This window comes from Wielerella bovis (assembly GCF_022354465.1).
Classification (GTDB): domain Bacteria; phylum Pseudomonadota; class Gammaproteobacteria; order Burkholderiales; family Neisseriaceae; genus Wielerella; species Wielerella bovis.
This window is the reverse complement of sequence record NZ_CP092361.1, coordinates 506,903-530,387: the sequence shown is the minus strand read 5'-3', so window position 1 is coordinate 530,387 and position 23,485 is coordinate 506,903. Positions and strand designations below refer to the sequence as shown.

General features: G+C 44.8%; 13 protein-coding genes, 2 tRNA genes and 2 rRNA genes. 9 read left to right on the top strand and 8 right to left on the bottom strand.

Annotated elements, in window-relative coordinates:
• Positions 1–35: 35 nt before the first annotated feature.
• The 8 genes from MIS45_RS02675 to MIS45_RS02640 all read right to left on the bottom strand — a co-directional run bounded on the left by MIS45_RS02675 (position 36) and on the right by MIS45_RS02640 (position 9,249).
• Positions 36–2,921 (bottom strand): 23S ribosomal RNA (locus MIS45_RS02675).
• A 335-nt stretch (positions 2,922–3,256) separates the two neighbouring features.
• Positions 3,257–3,332: transfer RNA gene (locus MIS45_RS02670), tRNA-Ala, on the bottom strand.
• Between the two features lie 19 nt (positions 3,333–3,351).
• Positions 3,352–3,428 (bottom strand) — tRNA-Ile (locus MIS45_RS02665).
• A 94-nt stretch (positions 3,429–3,522) separates the two neighbouring features.
• Positions 3,523–5,059 (bottom strand): 16S ribosomal RNA (locus MIS45_RS02660).
• The 16S and 23S rRNA genes sit together here with 2 tRNA genes alongside, the layout of an rRNA operon.
• Before the next feature lie 449 nt (positions 5,060–5,508).
• Positions 5,509–6,279, bottom strand: a complete 771-nt coding sequence (locus MIS45_RS02655; RefSeq protein ID WP_249450914.1) for a cytochrome c1 — start codon at positions 6,277–6,279, stop codon at positions 5,509–5,511.
• A gap of 13 nt (positions 6,280–6,292) precedes the next feature.
• On the bottom strand, positions 6,293–7,645 hold the full coding sequence (locus MIS45_RS02650) for a cytochrome b (RefSeq protein WP_249444509.1): 1,353 nt from the start codon (positions 7,643–7,645) through the stop codon (positions 6,293–6,295).
• A 14-nt stretch (positions 7,646–7,659) separates the two neighbouring features.
• A complete protein-coding gene (gene petA / locus MIS45_RS02645; RefSeq protein WP_249447195.1) occupies positions 7,660–8,244 on the bottom strand; it encodes a ubiquinol-cytochrome c reductase iron-sulfur subunit in 585 nt (194 codons plus the stop codon).
• 252 nt (positions 8,245–8,496) lie between these two features.
• Positions 8,497–9,249, bottom strand: a complete 753-nt coding sequence (locus MIS45_RS02640) for a Nif3-like dinuclear metal center hexameric protein (protein ID WP_249450913.1) — start codon at positions 9,247–9,249, stop codon at positions 8,497–8,499.
• A 326-nt stretch (positions 9,250–9,575) separates the two neighbouring features.
• Here MIS45_RS02640 and nrdG point away from each other — a divergent pair, with 326 nt between their 5' ends.
• From nrdG to MIS45_RS02595, 9 genes are all read left to right on the top strand, one after another.
• Positions 9,576–10,040, top strand: coding sequence for an anaerobic ribonucleoside-triphosphate reductase activating protein (gene nrdG / locus MIS45_RS02635; protein WP_249450912.1), 465 nt, complete (start codon positions 9,576–9,578; stop codon positions 10,038–10,040).
• A 42-nt stretch (positions 10,041–10,082) separates the two neighbouring features.
• Positions 10,083–11,864: an anaerobic ribonucleoside-triphosphate reductase gene (gene nrdD, locus MIS45_RS02630; protein WP_249450911.1), complete on the top strand. Its 1,782-nt coding sequence runs from the start codon at positions 10,083–10,085 to the stop codon at positions 11,862–11,864.
• Between the two features lie 344 nt (positions 11,865–12,208).
• Positions 12,209–13,135 carry an SEL1-like repeat protein gene (locus MIS45_RS02625; RefSeq protein WP_249450910.1) on the top strand — a complete coding sequence of 309 codons (927 nt, stop codon included), beginning with the start codon at positions 12,209–12,211 and terminating at the stop codon, positions 13,133–13,135.
• Between the two features lie 81 nt (positions 13,136–13,216).
• The gene (gene hslO / locus MIS45_RS02620) at positions 13,217–14,098 is read left to right on the top strand and encodes an Hsp33 family molecular chaperone HslO (RefSeq protein ID WP_249444504.1); all 882 of its coding nucleotides are present in this window, start codon (positions 13,217–13,219) and stop codon (positions 14,096–14,098) included.
• Positions 14,099–14,357: 259 nt separating this feature from the next.
• Complete coding sequence (gene glnE, locus MIS45_RS02615; RefSeq protein ID WP_249450909.1) at positions 14,358–17,057, top strand: bifunctional [glutamate--ammonia ligase]-adenylyl-L-tyrosine phosphorylase/[glutamate--ammonia-ligase] adenylyltransferase; 2,700 nt, start codon at positions 14,358–14,360, stop codon at positions 17,055–17,057.
• 728 nt (positions 17,058–17,785) lie between these two features.
• Entirely contained in the window at positions 17,786–19,153 is a 1,368-nt protein-coding gene (gene dalD / locus MIS45_RS02610; RefSeq protein WP_249450908.1) for a D-arabinitol 4-dehydrogenase, read from the top strand.
• A 169-nt stretch (positions 19,154–19,322) separates the two neighbouring features.
• Positions 19,323–20,243, top strand: coding sequence for a hypothetical protein (locus MIS45_RS02605; RefSeq protein ID WP_249450907.1), 921 nt, complete (start codon positions 19,323–19,325; stop codon positions 20,241–20,243).
• An 81-nt stretch (positions 20,244–20,324) separates the two neighbouring features.
• Positions 20,325–21,779, top strand: coding sequence for a xylulokinase (gene xylB, locus MIS45_RS02600; protein ID WP_249450906.1), 1,455 nt, complete (start codon positions 20,325–20,327; stop codon positions 21,777–21,779).
• Between the two features lie 326 nt (positions 21,780–22,105).
• The gene (locus MIS45_RS02595) at positions 22,106–23,410 is read left to right on the top strand and encodes an MFS transporter (RefSeq protein WP_249444500.1); all 1,305 of its coding nucleotides are present in this window, start codon (positions 22,106–22,108) and stop codon (positions 23,408–23,410) included.
• Positions 23,411–23,485 lie beyond the last annotated feature (75 nt).

The window sequence follows — 23,485 nt, the reverse complement described above, 5'->3', positions numbered from 1 at the left end:
TTCAGTTTTTCTATTTTCAAAGTCCTTCAAATGATAGAGTCAAGCCTTACGGGCAATTAGTATCGGTTAGCTGCACGCATTACTGCGCTTCCACACCCGACCTATCAACGTTGTGGTCTACAACGACCCTTCAATGCGGTTAAATCGCAGGGGAAGTCTCATCTTTGGGCGAGTTTCGCGCTTAGATGCTTTCAGCGCTTATCTCTTCCGAACTTAGCTACCCGGCTATGCTTCTGGCGAAACAACCGGTACACCAGAGGTTCGTCCACTCCGGTCCTCTCGTACTAGGAGCAGCCCCCGTCAAACTTCCAACGCCCACTGCAGATAGGGACCAAACTGTCTCACGACGTTTTAAACCCAGCTCACGTACCACTTTAAATGGCGAACAGCCATACCCTTGGGACCGACTACAGCCCCAGGATGTGATGAGCCGACATCGAGGTGCCAAACTCCGCCGTCGATATGGACTCTTGGGCGGAATCAGCCTGTTATCCCCGGAGTACCTTTTATCCGTTGAGCGATGGCCCTTCCATTCAGAACCACCGGATCACTATGTCCTGCTTTCGCACCTGCTCGACTTGTCGGTCTCGCAGTTAAGCTACCTTTTGCCATTGCACTATCAGTCCGATTTCCGACCGGACCTAGGTAACCTTCGAACTCCTCCGTTACTCTTTGGGAGGAGACCGCCCCAGTCAAACTGCCTACCATGCACGGTCCCCGACCCGGATTACGGGTCTGGGTTAGAACCTCAAAGCCACCAGGGTGGTATTTCAAGGACGGCTCCACAGAAACTGGCGTCTCTGCTTCTAAGCCTCCCACCTATCCTACACAAGTGACTTCAAAGTCCAATGCAAAGCTACAGTAAAGGTTCACGGGGTCTTTCCGTCTAGCAGCGGGGAGATTGCATCTTCACAACCATTTCAACTTCGCTGAGTCTCGGGAGGAGACAGTGTGGCCATCGTTACGCCATTCGTGCGGGTCGGAACTTACCCGACAAGGAATTTCGCTACCTTAGGACCGTTATAGTTACGGCCGCCGTTTACTGGGGCTTCGATCCGATGCTTGCACATCTTCAATTAACCTTCCAGCACCGGGCAGGCGTCACACCCTATACGTCCACTTTCGTGTTAGCAGAGTGCTGTGTTTTTAATAAACAGTCGCAGCCACCGATTCTCTGCGACCCTGATTGGCTTACGGAGCAAGTCCTTAACCTTACAGGGCATACCTTCTCCCGAAGTTACGGTATCAATTTGCCGAGTTCCTTCTCCCGAGTTCTCTCAAGCGCCTTAGAATTCTCATCCTGCCCACCTGTGTCGGTTTGCGGTACGGTTCTGATTCAACTGAAGCTTAGTGGCTTTTCCTGGAAGCGTGGTATTTGCTACTTCGTAACCGTAGTTACTCGTCATCACGTCTCGGTGTTAAGAAAGAGCGGATTTGCCTACTCTTTCCACCTACTGGCTTAAACAAACTATTCCAACAGTTTGCTAGCATAACCTTCTCCGTCCCCACATCGCATTGAATCAAAGTACGGGAATATTAACCCGTTTCCCATCGACTACGCATTTCTGCCTCGCCTTAGGGGCCGACTCACCCTACGCCGATGAACGTTGCGTAGGAAACCTTGGGCTTTCGGCGAGCGGGCTTTTCACCCGCTTTATCGCTACTCATGTCAACATTCGCACTTCTGATACCTCCAGCAGCCTTTACAAGCCGCCTTCACAGGCTTACAGAACGCTCCCCTACCATGCTTTAAAAGCATCCGCAGCTTCGGTTACAGATTTGAGCCCCGTTACATCTTCCGCGCAGGAAGACTCGACCAGTGAGCTATTACGCTTTCTTTAAATGATGGCTGCTTCTAAGCCAACATCCTGGCTGTCTGTGCCTTCCCACTTCGTTTACCACTTAATCTGTCATTTGGGACCTTAGCTGGCGGTCTGGGTTGTTTCCCTCTTGACACCGGACGTTAGCACCCGATGTCTGTCTCCCATGATTGCACTTTCTGGTATTCTGAGTTTGCAATGGGTTGGTAAGTCGCAATGACCCCCTAGCCATAACAGTGCTTTACCCCCAGAAGTGATACATGAGGCACTACCTAAATAGTTTTCGGGGAGAACCAGCTATCTCCGAGTTTGTTTAGCCTTTCACCCCTATCCACAGCTCATCCCCGCATTTTGCAACATGCGTGGGTTCGGACCTCCAATGCGTTTTACCGCACCTTCATCCTGGCCATGGATAGATCACTCGGTTTCGGGTCTACACCCAGCAACTATGCGCCCTATTAAGACTCGGTTTCCCTACGCCTCCCCTACTCGGTTAAGCTCGCTACTGAATGTAAGTCGTTGACCCATTATACAAAAGGTACGCAGTCACACCATAAAGGTGCTCCCACTGTTTGTATGCATCAGGTTTCAGGTTCTATTTCACTCCCCTCCCGGGGTTCTTTTCGCCTTTCCCTCACGGTACTGGTTCACTATCGGTCGATGATGAGTATTTAGCCTTGGAGGATGGTCCCCCCATATTCAGACAGGATTTCACGTGTCCCGCCCTACTTGTCGTGCGCTTAGTACCATTAATGTGTTTTCGGATACGGGGCTATCACCCACTATGGCGGACTTTTCCAAGTCCTTCTCCTAACGCATCAATTATCACGCACAGGCTGCTCCGTGTTCGCTCGCCACTACTTACGGAATCTCGGTTGATTTCTTTTCCTCGGGGTACTTAGATGGTTCAGTTCTCCCGGTTCGCTTCACCAGTCCTATGTATTCAGACTGGGATACTGTACAAGTACAGTGGGTTTCCCCATTCGGACATCGCGGTATCATTGCTTTTTTGCCAGCTTCTCCGCGCTTTTCGCAGGCTTACACGTCCTTCATCGCCTATCATCGCCAAGGCATCCACCTGATGCACTTATTCACTTGACTCTATCATTTGAAGAACCTCTGACTTTGCAAAAACTGGCGTTGACTACCAATCTTTACTTAAATTCTCAAACAATAAAGCTTACTGCTTTGTTGTGAGTAGTTTGTGCCTTTTGTGTTTCACAAACTACTTGATACAATCATCACCCAAATTCGCACAATCTTTCATTTCTATATTTAAAGATTGCTTTGTCTTTGTTTGTTGATTTCGGCTTTCCAATTTGTTAAAGATCGATGCAATCATTTCCCGACTTTGTCAGGAAATTGCAAATTAAAACAAGCAAACTATTCATTCTACACAAACTCGCTTTAATTTGCAATTTCATTTTATTTAATCTTGGTGGAGGCAAACGGGATCGAACCGATGACCCCCTGCTTGCAAAGCAGGTGCTCTACCAACTGAGCTATGCCCCCAGTATTCCTGTGCTGCAACTGGTGGGTCTGGTAGGACTTGAACCTACGACCCCACGCTTATCAAGCGTGTGCTCTAACCACCTGAGCTACAAACCCATGTACTTTTGACTCTTAAACTTCTGTTTAATCATCCTTGCATCTTCTGATTACCGATAAGTGTGAGTACCTAATAATCTCTTCTTTTCTCTAGAAAGGAGGTGATCCAGCCGCAGGTTCCCCTACGGCTACCTTGTTACGACTTCACCCCAGTCACGAAGCATACCGTGTTAAGCGGGCTCCTTGCGGTTACCCTACCCAATTCTGGTATCCCCCGCTCCCATGGTGTGACGGGCGGTGTGTACAAGACCCGGGAACGTATTCACCGCAGTATGCTGACCTGCGATTACTAGCGATTCCGACTTCATGCACTCGAGTTGCAGAGTGCAATCCGGACTACGATCGGTTTTCTGGGATTGGCTCCACCTCGCGGCTTGGCTACCCTCTGTACCGACCATTGTATGACGTGTGAAGCCCTGGTCATAAGGGCCATGAGGACTTGACGTCATCCCCACCTTCCTCCGGTTTGTCACCGGCAGTCTCATTAGAGTGCCCAACTAAATGATGGCAACTAATGACAAGGGTTGCGCTCGTTGCGGGACTTAACCCAACATCTCACGACACGAGCTGACGACAGCCATGCAGCACCTGTGTTACGGCTCCCGAAGGCACAAGCATATCTCTACGCTCTTCCGTACATGTCAAGACCAGGTAAGGTTCTTCGCGTTGCATCGAATTAATCCACATCATCCACCGCTTGTGCGGGTCCCCGTCAATTCCTTTGAGTTTTAATCTTGCGACCGTACTCCCCAGGCGGTCAATTTCACGCGTTAGCTACGCTACTAATGCATCAAGTGCACCAACAGCTAATTGACATCGTTTAGGGCGTGGACTACCAGGGTATCTAATCCTGTTTGCTACCCACGCTTTCGAGCATGAACGTCAGTATTATCCCAGGAGGCTGCCTTCGCCATCGGTATTCCTCCACATCTCTACGCATTTCACTGCTACACGTGGAATTCTACCCCCCTCTGACATACTCTAGCTTGCCAGTTTCAAACGCCGTTCCCAAGTTGAGCTCGGGGATTTCACATCTGACTTAACAAACCGTCTGCGCTCGCTTTACGCCCAGTAATTCCGATTAACGCTCGCACCCTACGTATTACCGCGGCTGCTGGCACGTAGTTAGCCGGTGCTTATTCTTCAGGTACCGTCATCAGCAACTGATATTAGCAATCGCCTTTTCTTCCCTGACAAAAGTCCTTTACAACCCGAAGGCCTTCTTCAGACACGCGGCATGGCTGGATCAGGGTTGCCCCCATTGTCCAAAATTCCCCACTGCTGCCTCCCGTAGGAGTCTGGGCCGTGTCTCAGTCCCAGTGTGGCGGATCATCCTCTCAGACCCGCTACTGATCGTCGCCTTGGTAGGCCTTTACCCCACCAACTAGCTAATCAGACATTGGCCGCTCAAATAGCGCAAGGTCCGAAGATCCCCTGCTTTCTCTCTCAAGACGTATGCGGTATTAGCTAATCTTTCGACTAGTTATCCCCCACTACTCGGTACGTTCCAATGCATTACTCACCCGTTCGCCACTCGCCACCAAGTACAAGTACTCGTGCTGCCGTCCGACTTGCATGTGTAAAGCATGCCGCCAGCGTTCAATCTGAGCCAGGATCAAACTCTTATGTTCAATCTCTAACTTATTTAACTTCTGGTCTGCTTCAAAGAAATTAACAAAAACTTAATAGGAAAATTCCAAATCAAATCTTGTATCTCTCAAAACAGTGTGAGACCATCAGGCACTCACACTTATCGGTAATCTTGCTTTTAAAGAACTCTTCTCAATCAAAATCTTGAAATATCTAACCATATGCCTTACAATCAAATATTTCTCTCTTTTAACCTCACCGCCGTAGCAGCGAAAGTCAGAACTATACGCCTACTACCCAAAACTGTCAACTAATCAACCTCAAATTTATGAGAGAAATCTATTAACATTATGAAACATTAATGAATTTTCTATTCATTATTTTTAACACAACTATAACTTTGAACTAAATAATTAGCACCTCCATTTACAAAACATACAAAATGCAGCCTGAAAATTGTTTTTCAGACTGCATTTTCTTATGGTGCAAATCAATGCACATCTTTCCAATATTCTTTTTTCAGGAAATATACCAACGGCAACATAATTGCCAACAAGAACATTAATACAATGTAACCGATTTGTTTACGCTGTACTTGTGCAGGTTCTGCCATGTATGCCATAAAATTAGTTAAATCTTTAGCATAATCATCATATTCTTTGGTAATAACCACACCTTCTTTGGTTTGACGCGACAGCTTCCCTGTACTTTCCCAAGTCCAATCTGGCGTACCATCGGCTTTCAGAACGATGTTGCCATCCTTATCCAGTTTTGCAGCTTTTACTCCTTCTTGCTCCCACAAAACATGTGGCATGGCAGCATTAGGCAGTACTGTATTATTCCAGCCAGTTGGCGTTTTAGGGTCTTTATAGAAACCACGCAAATAGGCGTAGATATAATCTGCACCGCGTGAACGTGCAATCAAGGTCAAATCAGGCGGCGTATTACCAAACCATTTTTTACCATCAGCTGGTGACATATGTGCTTGCATCACGTCACCAATTTTATCAGTCGTGAACATTAAGTTTTTTGCAATTTCCTCTTCTGTTAGACCGATGTCTTTTAAACGATTATAGCGCATTGCAGCGGCAGAGTGACAAGACAAGCAGTTGTTCACAAAAATTTGTGCACCGCGTTGCAAACTTACTTGATCGCGAGGATCCAGTTTCACATGCTCATAATGCCCACCACCTGCTGCATTTGCCATCAGGGGCGCTGCCAATACCAAGGCAGCAATCGTGTTTTTCAATGCTTTTTTCATTTCAGGCTGCCTCTTAAATTATGATTGCAAATAAATATGCGCCAATTAAGGTAATTGCAACATATACAAAGAACATGACTTTTTGCTTACTTGTACCCATTGTTACACGCTCTGGGACAGGTAAATCTTTGTCCATTTTGGTGTAAACTGGCATTAACAAGAAGAAAGCAAAATAAATTACTGTCAGTATGCGTGCAACCCAAGTACGCAAATCGTTTGCTTCCATTGCACCTAAAATACCCAAACCAATGAAAGAAATGATAAACGCTACCAACGCGGCTTTAAAAATTGGACCGCGATAACGTACTGATTTGGTTGGCGAACGGTCAAGCCATGGCAATAAAGCAATTAAAATAACCGCCGCACCCATACCAATTACACCCCAAACCTGCGTTCCCCAGAATGATGGAATGGCACGCAAAATCGCATAGAATGGTGTGAAATACCAAACTGGCGCAATATGTGCTGGCGTTACCATTGGATTAGCAGGGTCAAAGTTTGGTTTTTCCAAGAAATAACCGCCACCTTCTGGTGCAAAGAACATCACAGAACAGAATACAATCAAAAAGACCACTACACCCAAAATATCTTTAACTGTATAGTATGGATGGAAAGGAATGCCGTCTAATGGAATACCGTTTTCGTCTTTCAATTTTTTGATTTCTACACCATCTGGATTGTTTGAACCGACTTCATGCAAGGCAATCAAGTGCGCCACCACCAAGCCCAATAATACCAAAGGCACTGCAATCACATGCAAGGCAAAGAAACGATTCAATGTAGCATCAGACACGTTAAAATCGCCACGAATCCATGTGGACAAATCTGGACCAATCACAGGAATCGCGCCAAACAAGTTAATAATCACTTGCGCGCCCCAGAATGACATTTGACCCCATGGCAACAGATAACCCATGAACGCTTCTGCCATCAATGCCAAGAAAATCAATGAACCAAATACCCACACCAATTCACGCGGTTTTTTGAATGAGCCGTAAATCAAACCACGGAACATGTGTAAATACACCACAATAAAGAAGAATGATGCGCCTGTTGAGTGCATATAACGGATAATCCAGCCACCCGACACATCACGCATAATGTACTCCACCGCAGAAAATGCCACAGGCAAGTTTTGCGCGTTGGTTGTGCCATCTGGTTTAAAGTTCATGGTCAAGAAAATACCACTCACAATTTGGATAACCAATACGAGCAGAGCCAATGAACCGAAAAAATACCAGAAGTTAAAGTTTTTAGGCGCGTAATATTGTCCAACGTGTTCGTTGTACATTTTGGATAGGGGGAAACGCGCATCCACCCAATCTAGCAAGGCTTTTGCCTTATTACAGCTTTTTTGGTTTTCCATATTCCATCCCCCAATTAGTCTTCACCAACAAGAATAACATTGTCATTCAAGTATTTATATGGCGGAATGACCAAGTTCGTTGGCGCAGGTACACCTGCAAACACACGACCTGCCAAATCAAATTTAGAACCATGGCATGGGCAGAAGAAACCACCTTTCCATGAACCACCACCCAAATCTGCCGCACCCACATCAGGGCGATGAGTTGGCGAACAACCCAAGTGTGTGCAAATGCCAATACCTACCCAAATTTCAGGTTTAATGGCGCGCGTTGGGTTTTTACAATATTCAGGCTGCTGGTCAGCTGCGGAAGCAGGGTCAGCCAAATTACCATCAAGGCTAGGCAAATCCTGCAACTGCTGCTCGGTACGACGTAAAACAAAAATAGGTTTGCCACGCCATTCTGCAATGGTCAGCTGACCTGCTTCTATTTTGCTAATATCCACTTCAACCGAAGCACCTGCTGCTTTTGCTTTTTCGGACGGAAACCAACTTGCAACAAACGGAGTCGCTACACCAGCGGTGGCAATAGCACCAGCACCAGCGGTAGCGAGAGTGAGAAAGCGGCGGCGTCCTTGATTAATTTCTTTATTATCCATGTAATTATTGTCATCCAGATTTTGGGCGTGTGTGAATATTTATCATAAAAAATTCACACACGCGCTGGTTGATTAAGAAAATGCCAGTAAACAACGGAATTTTACCCGACTTTGTAGGGTTTATTAAAGCATTATTTAAAGTTAAGTAAAGATTTTATGCGTAATATTAGATTTAGCACAATATTTTGTGGTTTTTAAACGAATAGGCAGCCTGAAAAATATCTTTTCAGGCTGCCTACTTACCCATTCAATTTAAGCAGGATTGTTTTCATCAAAAAACAGCGTTTCCACACCAAATTCAGCCACAATCGCATTACCGAGTGCTTGAATCCCATAGCGTTCTGTCGCATGATGCCCTGCGCTGATAAACACCACGCCCGTTTCATTTGCCAAATGATATTGCGCTTCCGAAATTTCCCCCGTAACAAAAACATCTGCGCCTGCATCAATGGCAGCCTGAAAATAACCCTGCGCCCCACCCGTACACCATACCACACGTTTCAGGCTGCCTTGCACACTCCCTGCTACCACAGCTTTGCGTTGCAACACCGTTTCTAATTGCGCCACCAACTGCGCTACATTTTGCTGATTTTCAGGCAAATTGCCGATATTCAACAAATTTTGTTCGCCGAAACAACGTTCAAACTGCCAACCCAATTTCGCCGCTAATTGTGCATTATTGCCCAACACAGGATGAGCATCCAAAGGCAAATGGTAACCCACCATATTGATTTGATGCGCCAACAAAGTCGCAATCCGCTGACGTTTCCAGCCCGTAATCGTAACAGGCTCACTTTTCCAAAACATGCCGTGATGCACCAACAACATATCCGCGCCCTGCGCCACCGCAAAATCAATCGCCGCTTGCGAAGCCGTTACAGACGTCACTATTTTGCTGATTTCGTCTCGTCCTTCCACCTGCAAACCATTGGGCGCATAATCTTTAAATTGAAAGACTTGCAAGGTTTCATCACACCAATTTAACAAACTTTGTCGTTTAATCATATAGTTATCCACAATCAATTTGATTAAAACATCAAGTATAGCAAGATTTTTCAGGCAGCCTGAAAATAGTTTTTTCTGTTTTCTGATACTTATCGATGCTGACAATTTTCATTTGATTCAAATCAAACTCTACTTATGCCAACAAGCATAAACTATGTTCAACTTAATCAACAAAAAACCACAGCCCTAACGCATGATTTTCGTGTTTTGGGGCTGCTTTTTAACTTTTATGATTGTGTATTTTTATTACATTAATATTATATAACTATTAACTAATATTATTTTTTGCTTTCAGGCTGCCTTTTTATTTGATTTATTTTTATAAAATGAATGACTTATATTTCACACAAGAACAAATTGTTTGGCAGGAAGTCCCCAATGAAGTTTCGCTGGCGTTTTTAATTTCAGGCTGCCCTTTGCGTTGTGCAGGTTGTCATAGCGCGGACAGTTGGAAAGCCAATCGTGGCGAGATTTTGTCGGTGGATTATTTGCGAACGCGCTTGCAAATGTATCGTAATTTGCTGACTTGTGTGTTGTTTTTGGGTGGCGAATGGCAGCCTGAAACGCTATTGGCGTTGTTAAACGTGGCGCGTGATGAATTTGGGCTGAAAACGTGTTTGTACACGGGTTTGGAGCGCGATGAATTGTCGCCGATATTGTTACCGAAATTGACATTTTTGAAAACGGGGCGTTGGGTGGCAGCTTTGGGCGGTTTGGATAATCCCAATACTAATCAAAGATTTATAGATTTGCGTACCGATGAAGATTGGACGCATTTGTTTTGGAAATAGGTTTTCAGGCTGCCTGAAAATACACACACAAAGGAAATAGACATGATTCGTTTAAATCAAACACAAATTCAGGCAAAACAAGCCTTTATTGACCGTTATATTGCTGCTGGCAATGCGGCGGACGGTTCTACAATGGACGCAAATGCGAATGTAAGCCATAAAAATATTGCGACAATGGAAGCGGAATTATTGAAAGATATGTTGGTACAAATCAACCGCGCCCAAGTGTGCGGAAAAATCGCGCAATTATTCGGTGCGGATTTGGCGGCTGAATATGTACGCCAAATTGAAGCGCATGAAATTTATGTGCATGATGAAACCAGCCTGAAACCGTATTGTGTGTCGGTTACGATGTATCCGTTTTTGCGCGATGGTTTGACAAAATTGGGCGGCGAATCGCGTGCGCCCGAACATTTGGCTTCATTTTGTGGTTCGTTTATCAATTTTGTTTTTGCTGTCAGCGCACAATTTGCGGGTGCGGTGGCAACGGTGGAATTTTTGACGTATTTTGATTATTTTGCGCGTAAGGATTTTGGCGCAGATTATTTGGATACGCATCGCCGCGAAGTGGAAAGTTGTTTGCAGCAAGTGGTGTACAGCATCAATCAACCTGCGGCGGCGCGTGGTTATCAAAGCGCATTTTGGAATATTTCGCTGTATGACCAATATTATTTTGACGCGATGTTTGGCGATTTTGTGTTCCCTGATTTTTCCAAACCTGAATGGGACAGCGTGTCGCGTTTGCAATTATTTTTCTTGCAATGGTTCAATCGGGAACGCACAAAAGCGGTGCTGACGTTTCCTGTGGTTACGGCGGCGATGCTGACGGAAAATGGTCGTTGCAAAGACGATGAATTTGCGGCACACATGGCGCAAGAATTGGCGGCTGGTAATTCGTTTTTTGTCTATCAATCGGATAATCCTGATTCTTTGGCATCGTGTTGTCGGTTGCGTAATCAGATTGAAGACCGCACGTTTTCGTATTCACTCGGTGCAGGTGGCGTGGCGACTGGGTCTATCAATGTCATCACAATCAATATGAATCGCTTGGTGCAAGATGGACGTGATTTGGCGACCGAAGTAGGCAAAATCCATCAATATCAATACGCATATCGCAAATTGATGGAAGATTATTTAGCGGCTGGTATGTTGCCTGTGTATGATGCGGGTTTTATTTCGCTGGATAAACAATTTTTGACGATTGGCATCAATGGCATGGTGGAAGCAGCGGAATCGCAAGGGATTCAGGCTGCCTATACGCCTGAATACATTGAATTTGTGCAATCGCGTTTAAAAATTATTTTTCAGGCAAATCAAGTAGCAAATGCCCAATATGGCGTGAAATTCAATACCGAATTTGTACCAGCAGAAAACTTGGGCGTGAAAAACGCGAAATGGGACAAGGTGGACGGGTATTTTGTGCCACGCGATTGTTATAACTCATATTTTTATGTGGTGGAAGACGACAAAACCAATGCATTGGATAAATTTTTGCTGCACGGTCATGAATTGATTGATTGGCTGGACGGCGGTTCAGCCTTGCATTTGAATTTGGACGAAGCCTTGAATGTTTCGGGCTATCGCGCTTTGTTGGATATTGCGGCGAAAACGGGCTGCAATTATTTCTGTGTCAATGTGAAAATTACCATTTGCAATCAATGTGCACATATTGATAAACGTACTTTACAGGCGTGTAGTCAATGTGGTTCGCACGATATTGATTATGGCACGCGCGTGATTGGTTATTTGAAACGCGTATCGGCGTTTAGTGCGGGACGGCGCAAAGAACAGGCTCTGCGGCATTATCATCGGCAAGCGGCTTGATAACAGAATACAAAAAATAAAGGCAGCCTGAAATTTTTAATATATCTTTTTCAGGCTGCCTTGCGTTACACAACAATTTTTACTGACCAACAATCTGTCCCCTCCCCCGTCCTAAACGGGGGAGGGCTAGGGTGGGGGAAAATCTTGGGTAAACAAAAACTTGTCCTAATCAACGAGCCACCCCCACCCTAACCCTCCCCCGCCAGCGTGGGAGGGAACAGATTTCAGGTCATATTAAAGATTTTTGTCGTGTACCGTAAGGCTGCCTAAATTATTGATTTAGATAATACCGCAAAACCTTTATAATGCAGCCTGAAAATAATTTTTCTAAACACGGTGTTATCATGCAAACCTCACTCCCCGAAAAAATTCCCAGCGAAATGCAAATCACCGATTGCATGGCGCAACTGGTTTCCAAAAACAGCAGCAGCTACGGCGAAGTCGTGCAAAAATACGCACGCTTGCGTTTGGCAGATTTTTCCGAATTATTGAAAGAATGGCAAAACGAAGAATATGCCGCCAAACTGGGTATGCCCACCCTACCCCAAGTTGCCGAAATGTTGCGAAAAGGTAATGTATTACCCGAACAAGGTAAAAAACTGGCCGCGTTTTTGCAACAAACCGCCAAACAAGGCAACACCACAGGTGCATTGTATTTGGCTTATTTGTGCGCCAAAGGATTATTTATCCCGCAATCCTTGCAAAAAACCGCGCAATGTTTGCGTTTTGCCATCAATCAAGGCGATTGGCGTGCCACTCGTTTTTTGGGCGAATTATTAATTGCTGTGCCGTTGGCGGCACGCGAATTGGTTGGCGATGAAATCCAAGCTGAAGCAGCGAAATGGCAAGCCACCAATAACCATATTTCGCCCGAAAAAGTAGAACACAGTTGCCGCCGTTTTTACGATGCCACGCCTGCGATTAAATTTCTCGCGCGTTCAAAATTAGAACAAGCCGTGCAACAAGGCAGCCCATCGGTGCAACAACGCATCAAAGGTTTGAGCGTTTTGGGAGAATTACCCAGCACCACGCCACCCAAACAATTTCAAAGCATCAGTAATTGGTTGGATTTACAATTTCTGCAACCACAAGAAAAATACTCGCCACGCGCCGATAAAGACATTGTTTTTCTGCCCGACAATATACCGCTGTTACCTTTGGGCGATGATGACGAAAAACCAACGTGGCATAAACCTGCGATGTATGGCTTGATGTTATTGGTTGCCGTTTTGATTTTTACCGTGTTATTACAAATTGTGATGAGAAAATAAATAGCTTTTCAGGCTGCCTCTTGATTTTTAGGCAGCCTGAAACCATATTACAGCCATATTGATTTTGACAGAAAGACAAACATGAGCCAGTTCAATCAACGCACACGCTTTATTTTTGATGATTTTCCCGTACGCGGTTTGCATGTGCAATTACAAGAAGTATGGCAACACATTGTTTCGCGCAAACATTATCCCATCGCCATTCGCCGTGCCTTGGGCGAATTATTGGCAGCAGGTGGCTTATTATCCAGCAATTTAAAATTAGACGGCACGCTGATTGTGCAAGTACAAGGGCAAGGCGTTTTGAAAATGTTGGTGGTAGAAGCCACTTCTGAACGCACTGTTCGCGCCACTGCACGCTGGGACGAAAGCGTTCACGTTGCCGATGATGCCGATTTATCCACTTTATTGGGCGACAACAGCGTTTTTGTTTTGACCGTGCAACCAAAAGATGGCGAGCCATGGCAAGGCGTGGTGCCATTGGAAGGCGGTAGCATCGCCAGTATGTTGATGCACTACATGGCGCGTTCCGAACAACTGCAAACCCATATTGCACTTGCCGCCGATGACAGCAGCGTGGGCGGTTTACTGTTGCAAAAATTGCCCGAACAAGAATTGAATCCAGCCGCTTGGGAACACATTACCACGCTCGCCGAAACTTTAACCGCCAATGAATTATTGCATTTGGACGCGCAAAACGTGTTGTATCGCCTGTTCCACGAAACACCGCCGCGCGTGTTTGACGCAGAAAATTTAGAATTTGCCTGTACTTGTTCACGCGGCAAAGTCAGTGATATGTTGTTGATGTTGGGCGGCGAAGAAGTGGGCGCAGCAGTTGCCGAAGAAGGCAGCATCACGGTGGATTGTGATTTCTGCAACGAGCAATATACGTTTGATGAAACCGATGTCAATGCCTTGTTTGGCATGGATATTGTGGCAGCCGTGAAAAATAAAGTAAATTAAAATTTCAATCTATCTCGTATAGATAAAGGCAGCCTGAAACCTTTACACCTCTAGGGGCTAACGACAGCGAAACAATGTCGTTAGCCCCTATCTTTAACACATTTATTCGTTATTCAATAACCATTTATTTTTATTTAAAATTTTTCAAAAAAAGTATTTAACCTACACCTTTTCAGGCTGCCTATATGGATTTTGCAAAGATTTCAGTCTAAAAATCGTATAATCCACACAAATCCATTGTTCACGGAGTATCTCCAAAATGCACACCCATTTATTAACACAAGCCCAACCCTATTCCCAATGGCTTACGCGCCAATTAGCCAATCAACGCTTAAATTTAGACAAAATGTCTGATTGGCTCACGCGCCCGATTACGCCACAAGATTACGCCAATTTTTGCGATTGGCAACAATTGCAAGCCGATGAAAATGAAGAAGAATTGGCACGACAATTGCGCGTGTTGCGCCGTCATGTGATGGCGCACATTATGGCACGAGACCTTGCCCGCGTGTCCGATTTGGCGGAAGTTACGCGCACGATTACCGAATTTGCCGATTTTGCGGTGAATACGGCACTTTCTTTTTCACATCAATACTATATCGGCATGTACGGCACGCCAGTTGGACATTTTACCCGTCAGCCGCAGCAATTGAGCGTGGTGGCAATGGGCAAGGCTGGCGGTTTTGAGTTAAACGTATCGTCCGATTTGGATTTGATTTTTGTCTATCCCGAAAATGGCGACACGGACGGTAAACGCGAGCGCACCAATCAAGAATTTTTCACCAAAGTAGGACAAAAATTAATCAGTCTGCTCAATGAGATAACGGCTGATGGACAAGTGTTCCGTGTGGATATGCGGTTGCGCCCCGATGGCGATAGTGGTGCTTTGGTGTGCAGCGAAGCGGCGTTGGAGCAGTATTTGATTACGCAGGGGCGCGAGTGGGAACGGTATGCGTGGTGCAAAGGGCGCGTGGTTACGCCATATATCAATGGTATTCAAGGATTAATTCGCCCATTTGTGTTCCGCAAATATTTGGATTTTAACGCTTATCAAGCCATGCGCGATTTGCACCGCCAAATCAGACAAGAAGTTCAAAAACGCGGCATGGCGGACAATGTGAAATTGGGTGCGGGCGGCATTCGCGAAGTAGAATTTGTGGCGCAGATGTTTCAGATGATACGCGGCGGTCAAAATCGCGCTTTGCAATTAAAAGGCACGCAAGAAACGCTGTTGAAATTAGCAGAATTGAATATTTTAGACACGCAAGTTGTAGATAAATTATTGAATGCTTACCGATTTTTGCGTGATGTGGAACACCGTTTGCAGTATTGGGACGACCAGCAAACGCAAATGTTACCCGAACAAAGCGAACAGCAAAACGCATTGGCGGCAAGCATGGGTTTTGCCAATTGGGCGGATTTTTCAGGCTGCCTGAATGCACACAGAAGTTTTGTTAATCAAATATTTAACGATATTTTAGGAAAAGAAACGGAAGAATCAGATAGTGAACATAAATTAGCCGATATTTGGACGAGGCTGCCTGAAAATACTGATGAGATATTGGATAAATTGTCCAATTTAGGATTTGCCAATGTGGCGGAACTATCTAATAGATTAATTCAATTAAAACAAGGCGGTAAGTATCGCCAATTATCCGCCCACGCGCAACGGCGATTTGACGCGCTGGTACCGCGTTTGATTGAAGCGGCGGCGGCTGGCGCAAATGCAGACGCTGCTTTGTTGCGATTGCTGGATTTTTTGGAAGCGATTAGTCGGCGGTCGGCGTATTTGGCGTTTTTGCAAGAGCATTCGGCGGCGTTGCTGCGCGTGGCGGATTTGATGGCGCAAAGTGCGTGGTTGGCAGATTATTTGCAACGCCACCCGATTTTGTTGGACGAATTATTGTCGGCACAATTAATGGAAGCAATTGATTGGCAAAAAGTTTCTGTAGAACTTTCAGGCAGCCTGAATGCCTGTGGCGATGATACGGAAGCGAAAATGGACGTGTTGCGCCGTTTTCAGCACGCGCAGGTGTTTCGTTTAACGGTGCAGGATTTGGCTGGGCAATGGACGGTGGAAGCCTTGAGCGATGAATTATCGGTATTAGCAGATTTGATTTTGGAACAAACACTTATCCATACATGGCAAAGTGTGCCAAAACGCCATTTGGACACGCCGAAATTTGCGATTGTGGCGTATGGCAAATTGGGCGGCAAGGAATTGGGCTATTCTTCGGATTTGGATTTGGTCTATCTTTACGATGATGATGACGGGAATGCGGTGGAAGTGTACACAAAATTGGCAAGAAGATTAAGCACTTGGCTTTCAGGCAGCACGGGAGCGGGGACGCTGTATGAATTGGATTTGCGTTTGCGCCCGAATGGGGAAGCGGGCTTTTTGGCGCACAGCGTGGCGGCGTTTGAAAAATATCAGCGTGAACAGGCGTGGACGTGGGAACATCAGGCTTTGACGCGGGCGCGATTTGTCTGCGGCGATGTGGCGGTGGGGGCGAAATTTGAGCAAATTCGCCGTGAAATTTTAACGCAGGAGCGCGATAAAATTCAGTTAAAACAGGAAATTATTGCCATGCGCGAAAAAATGTTTGCCACACATCCGCCTGTGGACAGCAATGTGAAATATGCGCGTGGCGGCGTGGTGGACGTGGAATTTTTGGTGCAATATTTGGTATTGGCGGAAAGTGGGCGTGAACCCAAACTGCTTGAAAATTATGGAAATATTGCGCTATTGGGTATGGCGGCGCGGCGTGGCTTGATTGATGGGGATTTGGCGGAACGCTCGGCGGTGGCGTATCGTTTTTATCGTCAGCAGCAGCACAATAAAAATTTGCGCGATTGGCAGCGCATGGAAGTGAATGCGGAATTGTTGGCGCATTATCAGGCGGTTAGGGATTTGTGGGCGGCGGTGTTTGGGGAAGAAGTTAGGTTTCAGGCTGCCTGAAAAGATTTTGTAAAAGTTTCAGCCTGAAATATAGTGGATTCAATTTAAATCAGGACAAGGCGACAGCGACCGCCGTGTACAGCTAGTACATAAGGGAGCTGGTAACGCCGTACTGGTTTAAATTGAATTCACTATACGAAAAAATCTTTCAGGCAGCCTGAAATGAATATAAATTTTAGGAAAATAAATTAAAAGTACAATAAAAATAAAGATTTAATATAGCATAAACAAATTTTCAGGCTGCCTTTTGTAAACAGAAAACCCATAGGGCAGCCTGAAAAAATAATTCGGATTTTTAAATTCGACATTTTCTAACAATCATTATTTCTCATTTGTACCCATCAGAAAAACACTAAAAAAGCTCAATTTTGACTGAATATTGTGTTATTTTACTACAAATCATTTATAAAATTATATAAAACTACATTTTCAGCAACCAAAATAACTCGTTTACAGCCTAAATTTGTAACAAAATTACGCAAAAAATCAGTTTTAATCTGAAATATTTTTTCAATAGTCCGAACAAACATTTACAAATATTCAATGATTTTGGTTAAATGTTGCTTATAAATTCTAATAATCTATTTAAAATATCAAAAATAATCTTAATTTTGAAATAAAAAATCCATTGTTAAGAATAGTAACGAATTGTGTTTACTCTATTTTATTTCTTCGTTTACACTGCCCGACATTCTTTTTTCCCTAACAATAATTCGGAGATTTACGCCATGAGCAAATACACTTGGTTACACATTGGTTTTGGTTCTTTCCACCGCGCCCACCAAGCGTGGTATTTGAATGAATTGTTGAAACAAGGCGATGACAGTTGGTCTATCGCGGCTGGCAACATTCGCAACGACAGCGAACACACCATTCAAGGTTTGTTGGCGCAAAACAATGAATACGTTTTGGAAACGGTTAGCCCCAAAGATGAACGTGCTTACGAAGTCATCAAATCGGTAAAACGCCCGATTGCTTGGGAAGAAGGTTTGCAAGCCCTGATTGCGGTTGGCGCGGAAGAAAACACGAAAGTCATCGCGTTTACCGTTACCGAAGCAGGCTATTATTTGGACAGCCAATTCAAATTGGTGCAATCCGACCCAGCTTTGAAAGCGGATTTGGAAGGCGGTTTGAACACCATTTATGGCGTGATGGCGAAAATTTTGCGCGAACGCATGAAATTGGCAAACGGCAATGTAACATTATTAAACTGCGACAATGTGCGCCACAATGGCGAGCGTTTCCATGACGGTTTGGTGGAATTTTTAACTTTGACCAATCAACAAGATATTGTGGATTGGCTTAAAGACCACGCCACCACGCCAAACACGATGGTAGACCGCATTGTGCCGCGCCCAGCCGAAGATTTGCCAGCGCGCATCAAAGAAAAAACGGGCATTGACGACAAAGCCCCAGTCATGGGCGAAACCTTTATTCAATGGGTGATTGAAGACAATTTCAAAGACAATGTGCGTCCTGCTTTGGAAAAAGTGGGCGTGGAATTGGTGGAAAGCGTGATTCCTTACGAAGAAGCCAAAATCCGCGTATTGAACGTGCCACACGCAGCGATTGCGTGGTTGGGTACTTTGTTGGGCGAATTGTACATTCACGACAGCACCAATTTGGAAAAAACCTACAAATTGGCACACGATTATGTTACCGAAGACGTGATTGCTAGCTTGGGTAATGATTTGATTGATTTGGGTAAATACCGCGATGTGGTGTTGGAACGCTTTACCAATCCGCACATCAAAGACACCAATCAACGTGTTGCCGCAGACGGTTTCTCCAAAATCCCCGCGCAAATGCAGCCAACTTTGATTGAGCGTTACAAACAAGGCGCAACGCCCACCAAAACCGCGCGTTTGCCAGCGACATTCTTTGTGTTTATGGAACGCTGGAACGAAGGCAAATTGCCATTCACTTACCAAGACGGCATTTTGGACGAAGCGGCGGTTCGCGCCATGTATGCGTCCGAAGACCCTGTGGCGGTGTTTGCCAGCGACAAGGCTTTGTTTGGCGAATTAGCGGGCAAACCTGAATTTGTGGCATTGATGCGCGAGCAAGTGGCTTATATTCGTGAATTGATTGCGTAATTGAATAGGTAGGTTGGGTCTTGACCCAACAACAAAACCTTGAATATTCAAGGTAATGTTGGGTTTCAACCCAACCTACATAATATGACGGTTTTATTTTTCAGGCTGCCTGAAAAATAAAACAGAATGACACCGATAGCATAACAATATTCCAGATAAGTTTTAGTGAGTGGTACAGCACACTATAAAATTTAAGAAAATAGAAAGAGTTGAAATCATGAAGGTTGGCTTTGAAGAAAAAACTTATGAGAGTTGGTTTAATGTAGAGTTAGCCAGCACTTATCCTATATTTTTTCCACCAGGGCAAGTATGTGAGGGATATTTAGGTTTTGATGCTGCATTTTTTTTAGACCCCACTATAAATAAGAACTTTCAGGATTTTCAATTACCTGAAGGTGTATATTTAAAATCTTTTTTCAGACGATTTAGCTATTTATTACCGAGAAAAATTAGAACAAATTGTTTTTTTCAATATAAAAGACCTGAATATTTAACAGAAACAAATGCTAATGAATGGAGTTATTGGGAGGAACCCTATTTTAGATATGGGATAGATACCAATCAGCAAGGAATTTTGGAAGCACTACACACAAGATTAAATAATCAGGCTTTGGTTTTATATGCCTCTCCTGCTGCAAAAAATATTAATGAATTATGGTTGTTTTATCAAAAAAAGGAATTAATTCAAAACTCAAATTTTACTGAGGCACATAAATTAAATAGTCATCATATTAATACATATACAAAAGGTGGTACTCACAATCAGGCATTTAGTGAATCTGAGAAAATTGAAACATTAAGTTTTGATGAATATCTAAAATTTATACAAGCAGAAAATGTAGGAACAATTAATTTCTTTGACAATGCTATTAAGGTAGCCAATGTTGTAGAACAAATAATGAGTGAAAATGAAGTATTTGGTCGTGTATTTCGAGAAATGATGGAACTATTTGATAGAAATAATGAAATTCTTCATGATATTGCAAATATTGAATTAAGGAAATCACTTTATATTATGAATCAATTTAATTTATTGACCAATATTCAGTGGTGTTGTGTATGTGAAGAAAGAAATACTTCTTCAAATTAATTTTATATTTTACCGATAATTAGGGCTTTTCAGGCAGCCTGAAACCCCATTCCCCAAAAAAATAACAAGGAAAAATCAAATATGTATCTCGGATTAGATTACGGCACTTCGGAAATCAAAGCCCTGTTGATGGGCGACAATGGCGACATCATCGCCACACACGGTTTACCTTTGAGCATTCAACGCCCTTTCCCACAATGGTCGGAGCAATCGGCTGACGAATGGTGGCGCGTTACCAATGATTTGGTTTTGCAATTGCGCGATAAAGTCGGCAATTTCAAATGGGCGCAAATTCGTGGCATTGGCTTGTCGGGTCAAATGCACGGCGCAGTTTTGTTAAATGAAAACAATGATGTATTGCGCCCCGTGATTTTGTGGAACGACACACGTTCATCAGCCGAATGCGCGGAATTGGAACAAGCCGTTCCCAATTTACACGCGATTACGGGCAATTTGGCAATGGCAGGTTTTACCGCGCCCAAATTATTGTGGGTACGCAAACACGAACCCGATATTTTCGCGCAAACCAAAACGGTTTTGTTGCCCAAAGATTACATTCGCTTTTTGCTGACTGGCAAAAAAGTATCGGAAATGTCGGACGCGGCAGGTATGTTGTGGTTGGACGTGGCAAAACGCGATTGGTCGGACGAGGTATTAGCCGCTTGTGGCATGGACAGAAGTTTTATGGCGGATTTGGTGGAAGGCTCGCAAGTTTCAGGCAGCCTGAAAGCGGATTTAGCCGAAAAATGGGGTTTGTCTGAAAACGTGATTGTGGCAGGTGGCGGTGGCGACAACGCAGCCAGCGCGGTCGGTGTGGGCGCAGTCAATCCAAATGATGCGTTTATTTCGCTGGGTACTTCGGGCGTGGTGTTTGTGGTGAACGAAGCGTATCGCCCTGCACCCCAATCGGCGGTACATTGTTTCTGTCATGCTTTGCCCAATCGTTGGCATCAAATGAGCGTGATGTTGTCGGCAGCCGCGTGTTTGAGTTGGTATTGCAAATTGGTGGGCGTGAAAGAAGTGGAATTGCTTGCCGAAATTGAGCGTTTGAGCGATGAACAACGCGCCCAAGCCCCGATTTTCCTGCCCTATTTGTCAGGCGAACGCACGCCACACAATGACGCTTTTGCCACAGGCAGCCTGCACGGTTTGACGCACGCACACGGTCGCGCGGAAATCGGTTACGCGGTATTGGAAGGCGTGAGTTTTGGTTTGGCGGACGGTGTGCGCGTTTTGCAAGAAAGTGGCACGCAAATCAGCGAATGTTCGCTGTTGGGCGGTGGTGCGAGAAGTCCTTATTGGGCGCAATTATTGGCAGATATTTTGCAAATTCAAATTGTTACCCACAAAGGTGGCGAAACGGGTGGCGCATTGGGCGCGGCGCGTTTGGCGGCATTGGCTTGCGGTGGCAATGAAACGCAAATTTGCACCAAACCTGAAATCAATCAAATCTTTAAAGCAAACAAAAAAGATTATTTGCCAACACGTTACGCGCAATTTAGAAAATTATATTCAGTAGAAAAAGCAAATAGATAATACCTTTTCAGGCTGCCTTTTGTTTACAAGACAAATCAAATATAGGGGACGTACCACGCACCAAATTTGCGGTTATTTTGAATGAAATAACTGTTCAGGCAGCCTGAAAATCTTTCCCACTATAAGAACCTGTATTCATAACCTTGATTGCTTGCTTTTATTGCCTTTTTCCGCGCCTACTACGTTGGATTTTTGTGCCAATAGTCTCGCTATTGGCACAAAAATCCGCCTTGTATTCACAAAAAAATTCAACAAAATCAAGCTACCAAAATGATGAATACAGGTTCTAAAAAAACAATTTTTCTCAAATACGGAGATGTTTACAGATGAATAATCCAACAGCACACGATACCCGAGAATGGATGGGTATGCCCCTGAAATTGATTTGGGGTTATATTGCCATTGCCTTGTTTATGACGGGCGATGGTTTTGAGTTAGCCTTTTTATCCAAATACATTGTGGATTTGGGCTTTACCGAAGCGCAATCGTCTAACGCCTTTGCGGTGTACGGTTTTGCGGCGGCGATTGCGGCGTGGGTGTCGGGCGTGGTGGCGGAAATCATCACGCCACGCAAAGCGATGATTATTGGCTTTGTGATGTGGGCGGTGTTGCACGTTCTCTTGCTGATTTTTGGCTTGGGACAATCTAATTATGCGATGATTTTGCTGTTTTACGGTTTGCGTGGTTTGGCTTACCCCTTGTTTTTATACTCATTTATTGTGATGATTGTGCAAAATGTGGAAGCGCGACAAATTGGCCCATCTATGGGTTGGTTCTGGACGGTGTATTCGTTTGGTATTGGCGTGTTTGGTAGCTTTATTCCGAGCTTCACGATTCCGATTTTTGGCGAAATGGGGACTTTGTGGTCTGCGCTGATTTTTGTGGTATTGGGTGGTTTGGTTGCCGTGTTCAAATTGGGTCATTTGACGGGCAAAGCCAAAGGCGATGGTTTGTCCACACAAGAAAAATTGAGCGAATTGAGCCGCGCAATTACCCTGTTGAAAAACCCACAAATCGCGTACGCGAGCTTTATCCGCATTGTGAACACTTTGTCCTTGTTTGGTTACGCGGTCATTGGTCCGATGTATTTCACGAAAAACTTTGAGTTTTCAACGTCTCAATGGTTGCAAATTTGGACGGTGTTCTTTGCCACGACTTTGGTTTCCAACGTGTTTTGGGGCATTGTGGGCGAGAAAATCGGTTGGGTGCGCACGATTCGTTGGTTTGGTTGTATTGGTATGGCATTGTCCACATTGGTGTTTTACTATTTGCCCGAGTGGTACAACACGGTTGCGCCCACTGGTTTGACGGACGCGGACGGTTCGGCGGCGGCTGGCATGGCGGAATTTATGATGGCGTGGATTCCAGCGATTTTGTTGGGTTGGTTTGTGGCGGCGTTTGTGCCGATGACCCCAATTTTCACCACATTAGAACCGACACACAAAGGCGCGGCGATTTCGGTTTACACTTTGTCGGCTGGTTTGTCTAACTTTGCGGCACCTGCGATTGCAGGCGCGGTGTTGGCAATGTTCCCACAAAATTATGAAATGGTGGCATTGGTGTTTACGGCTTGTTATATTGCGGCGTTTGGCGTGTCGTTCTTGCTGAAAGTGCAACAGCCCAAGAATTAAAAATTGATTTTTAAATGAAAAATGCCATTTGGATTGGACTCTAAATGGCATTTTAGTATTTTCAGGCTGCCTGCA

Coding starts and splice junctions, on each gene's coding strand:
- MIS45_RS02655 (WP_249450914.1), bottom strand. CDS start 6,279: ATGAAAAAAGCATTGAAAAACACGATTGCTGCCTTGGTATTGGCAGCG.
- MIS45_RS02650 (WP_249444509.1), bottom strand. CDS start 7,645: ATGGAAAACCAAAAAAGCTGTAATAAGGCAAAAGCCTTGCTAGATTGG.
- petA (WP_249447195.1), bottom strand. CDS start 8,244: ATGGATAATAAAGAAATTAATCAAGGACGCCGCCGCTTTCTCACTCTC.
- MIS45_RS02640 (WP_249450913.1), bottom strand. CDS start 9,249: ATGATTAAACGACAAAGTTTGTTAAATTGGTGTGATGAAACCTTGCAA.
- nrdG (WP_249450912.1), top strand. CDS start 9,576: ATGAATGACTTATATTTCACACAAGAACAAATTGTTTGGCAGGAAGTC.
- nrdD (WP_249450911.1), top strand. CDS start 10,083: ATGATTCGTTTAAATCAAACACAAATTCAGGCAAAACAAGCCTTTATT.
- MIS45_RS02625 (WP_249450910.1), top strand. CDS start 12,209: ATGCAAACCTCACTCCCCGAAAAAATTCCCAGCGAAATGCAAATCACC.
- hslO (WP_249444504.1), top strand. CDS start 13,217: ATGAGCCAGTTCAATCAACGCACACGCTTTATTTTTGATGATTTTCCC.
- glnE (WP_249450909.1), top strand. CDS start 14,358: ATGCACACCCATTTATTAACACAAGCCCAACCCTATTCCCAATGGCTT.
- dalD (WP_249450908.1), top strand. CDS start 17,786: ATGAGCAAATACACTTGGTTACACATTGGTTTTGGTTCTTTCCACCGC.
- xylB (WP_249450906.1), top strand. CDS start 20,325: ATGTATCTCGGATTAGATTACGGCACTTCGGAAATCAAAGCCCTGTTG.
- MIS45_RS02595 (WP_249444500.1), top strand. CDS start 22,106: ATGAATAATCCAACAGCACACGATACCCGAGAATGGATGGGTATGCCC.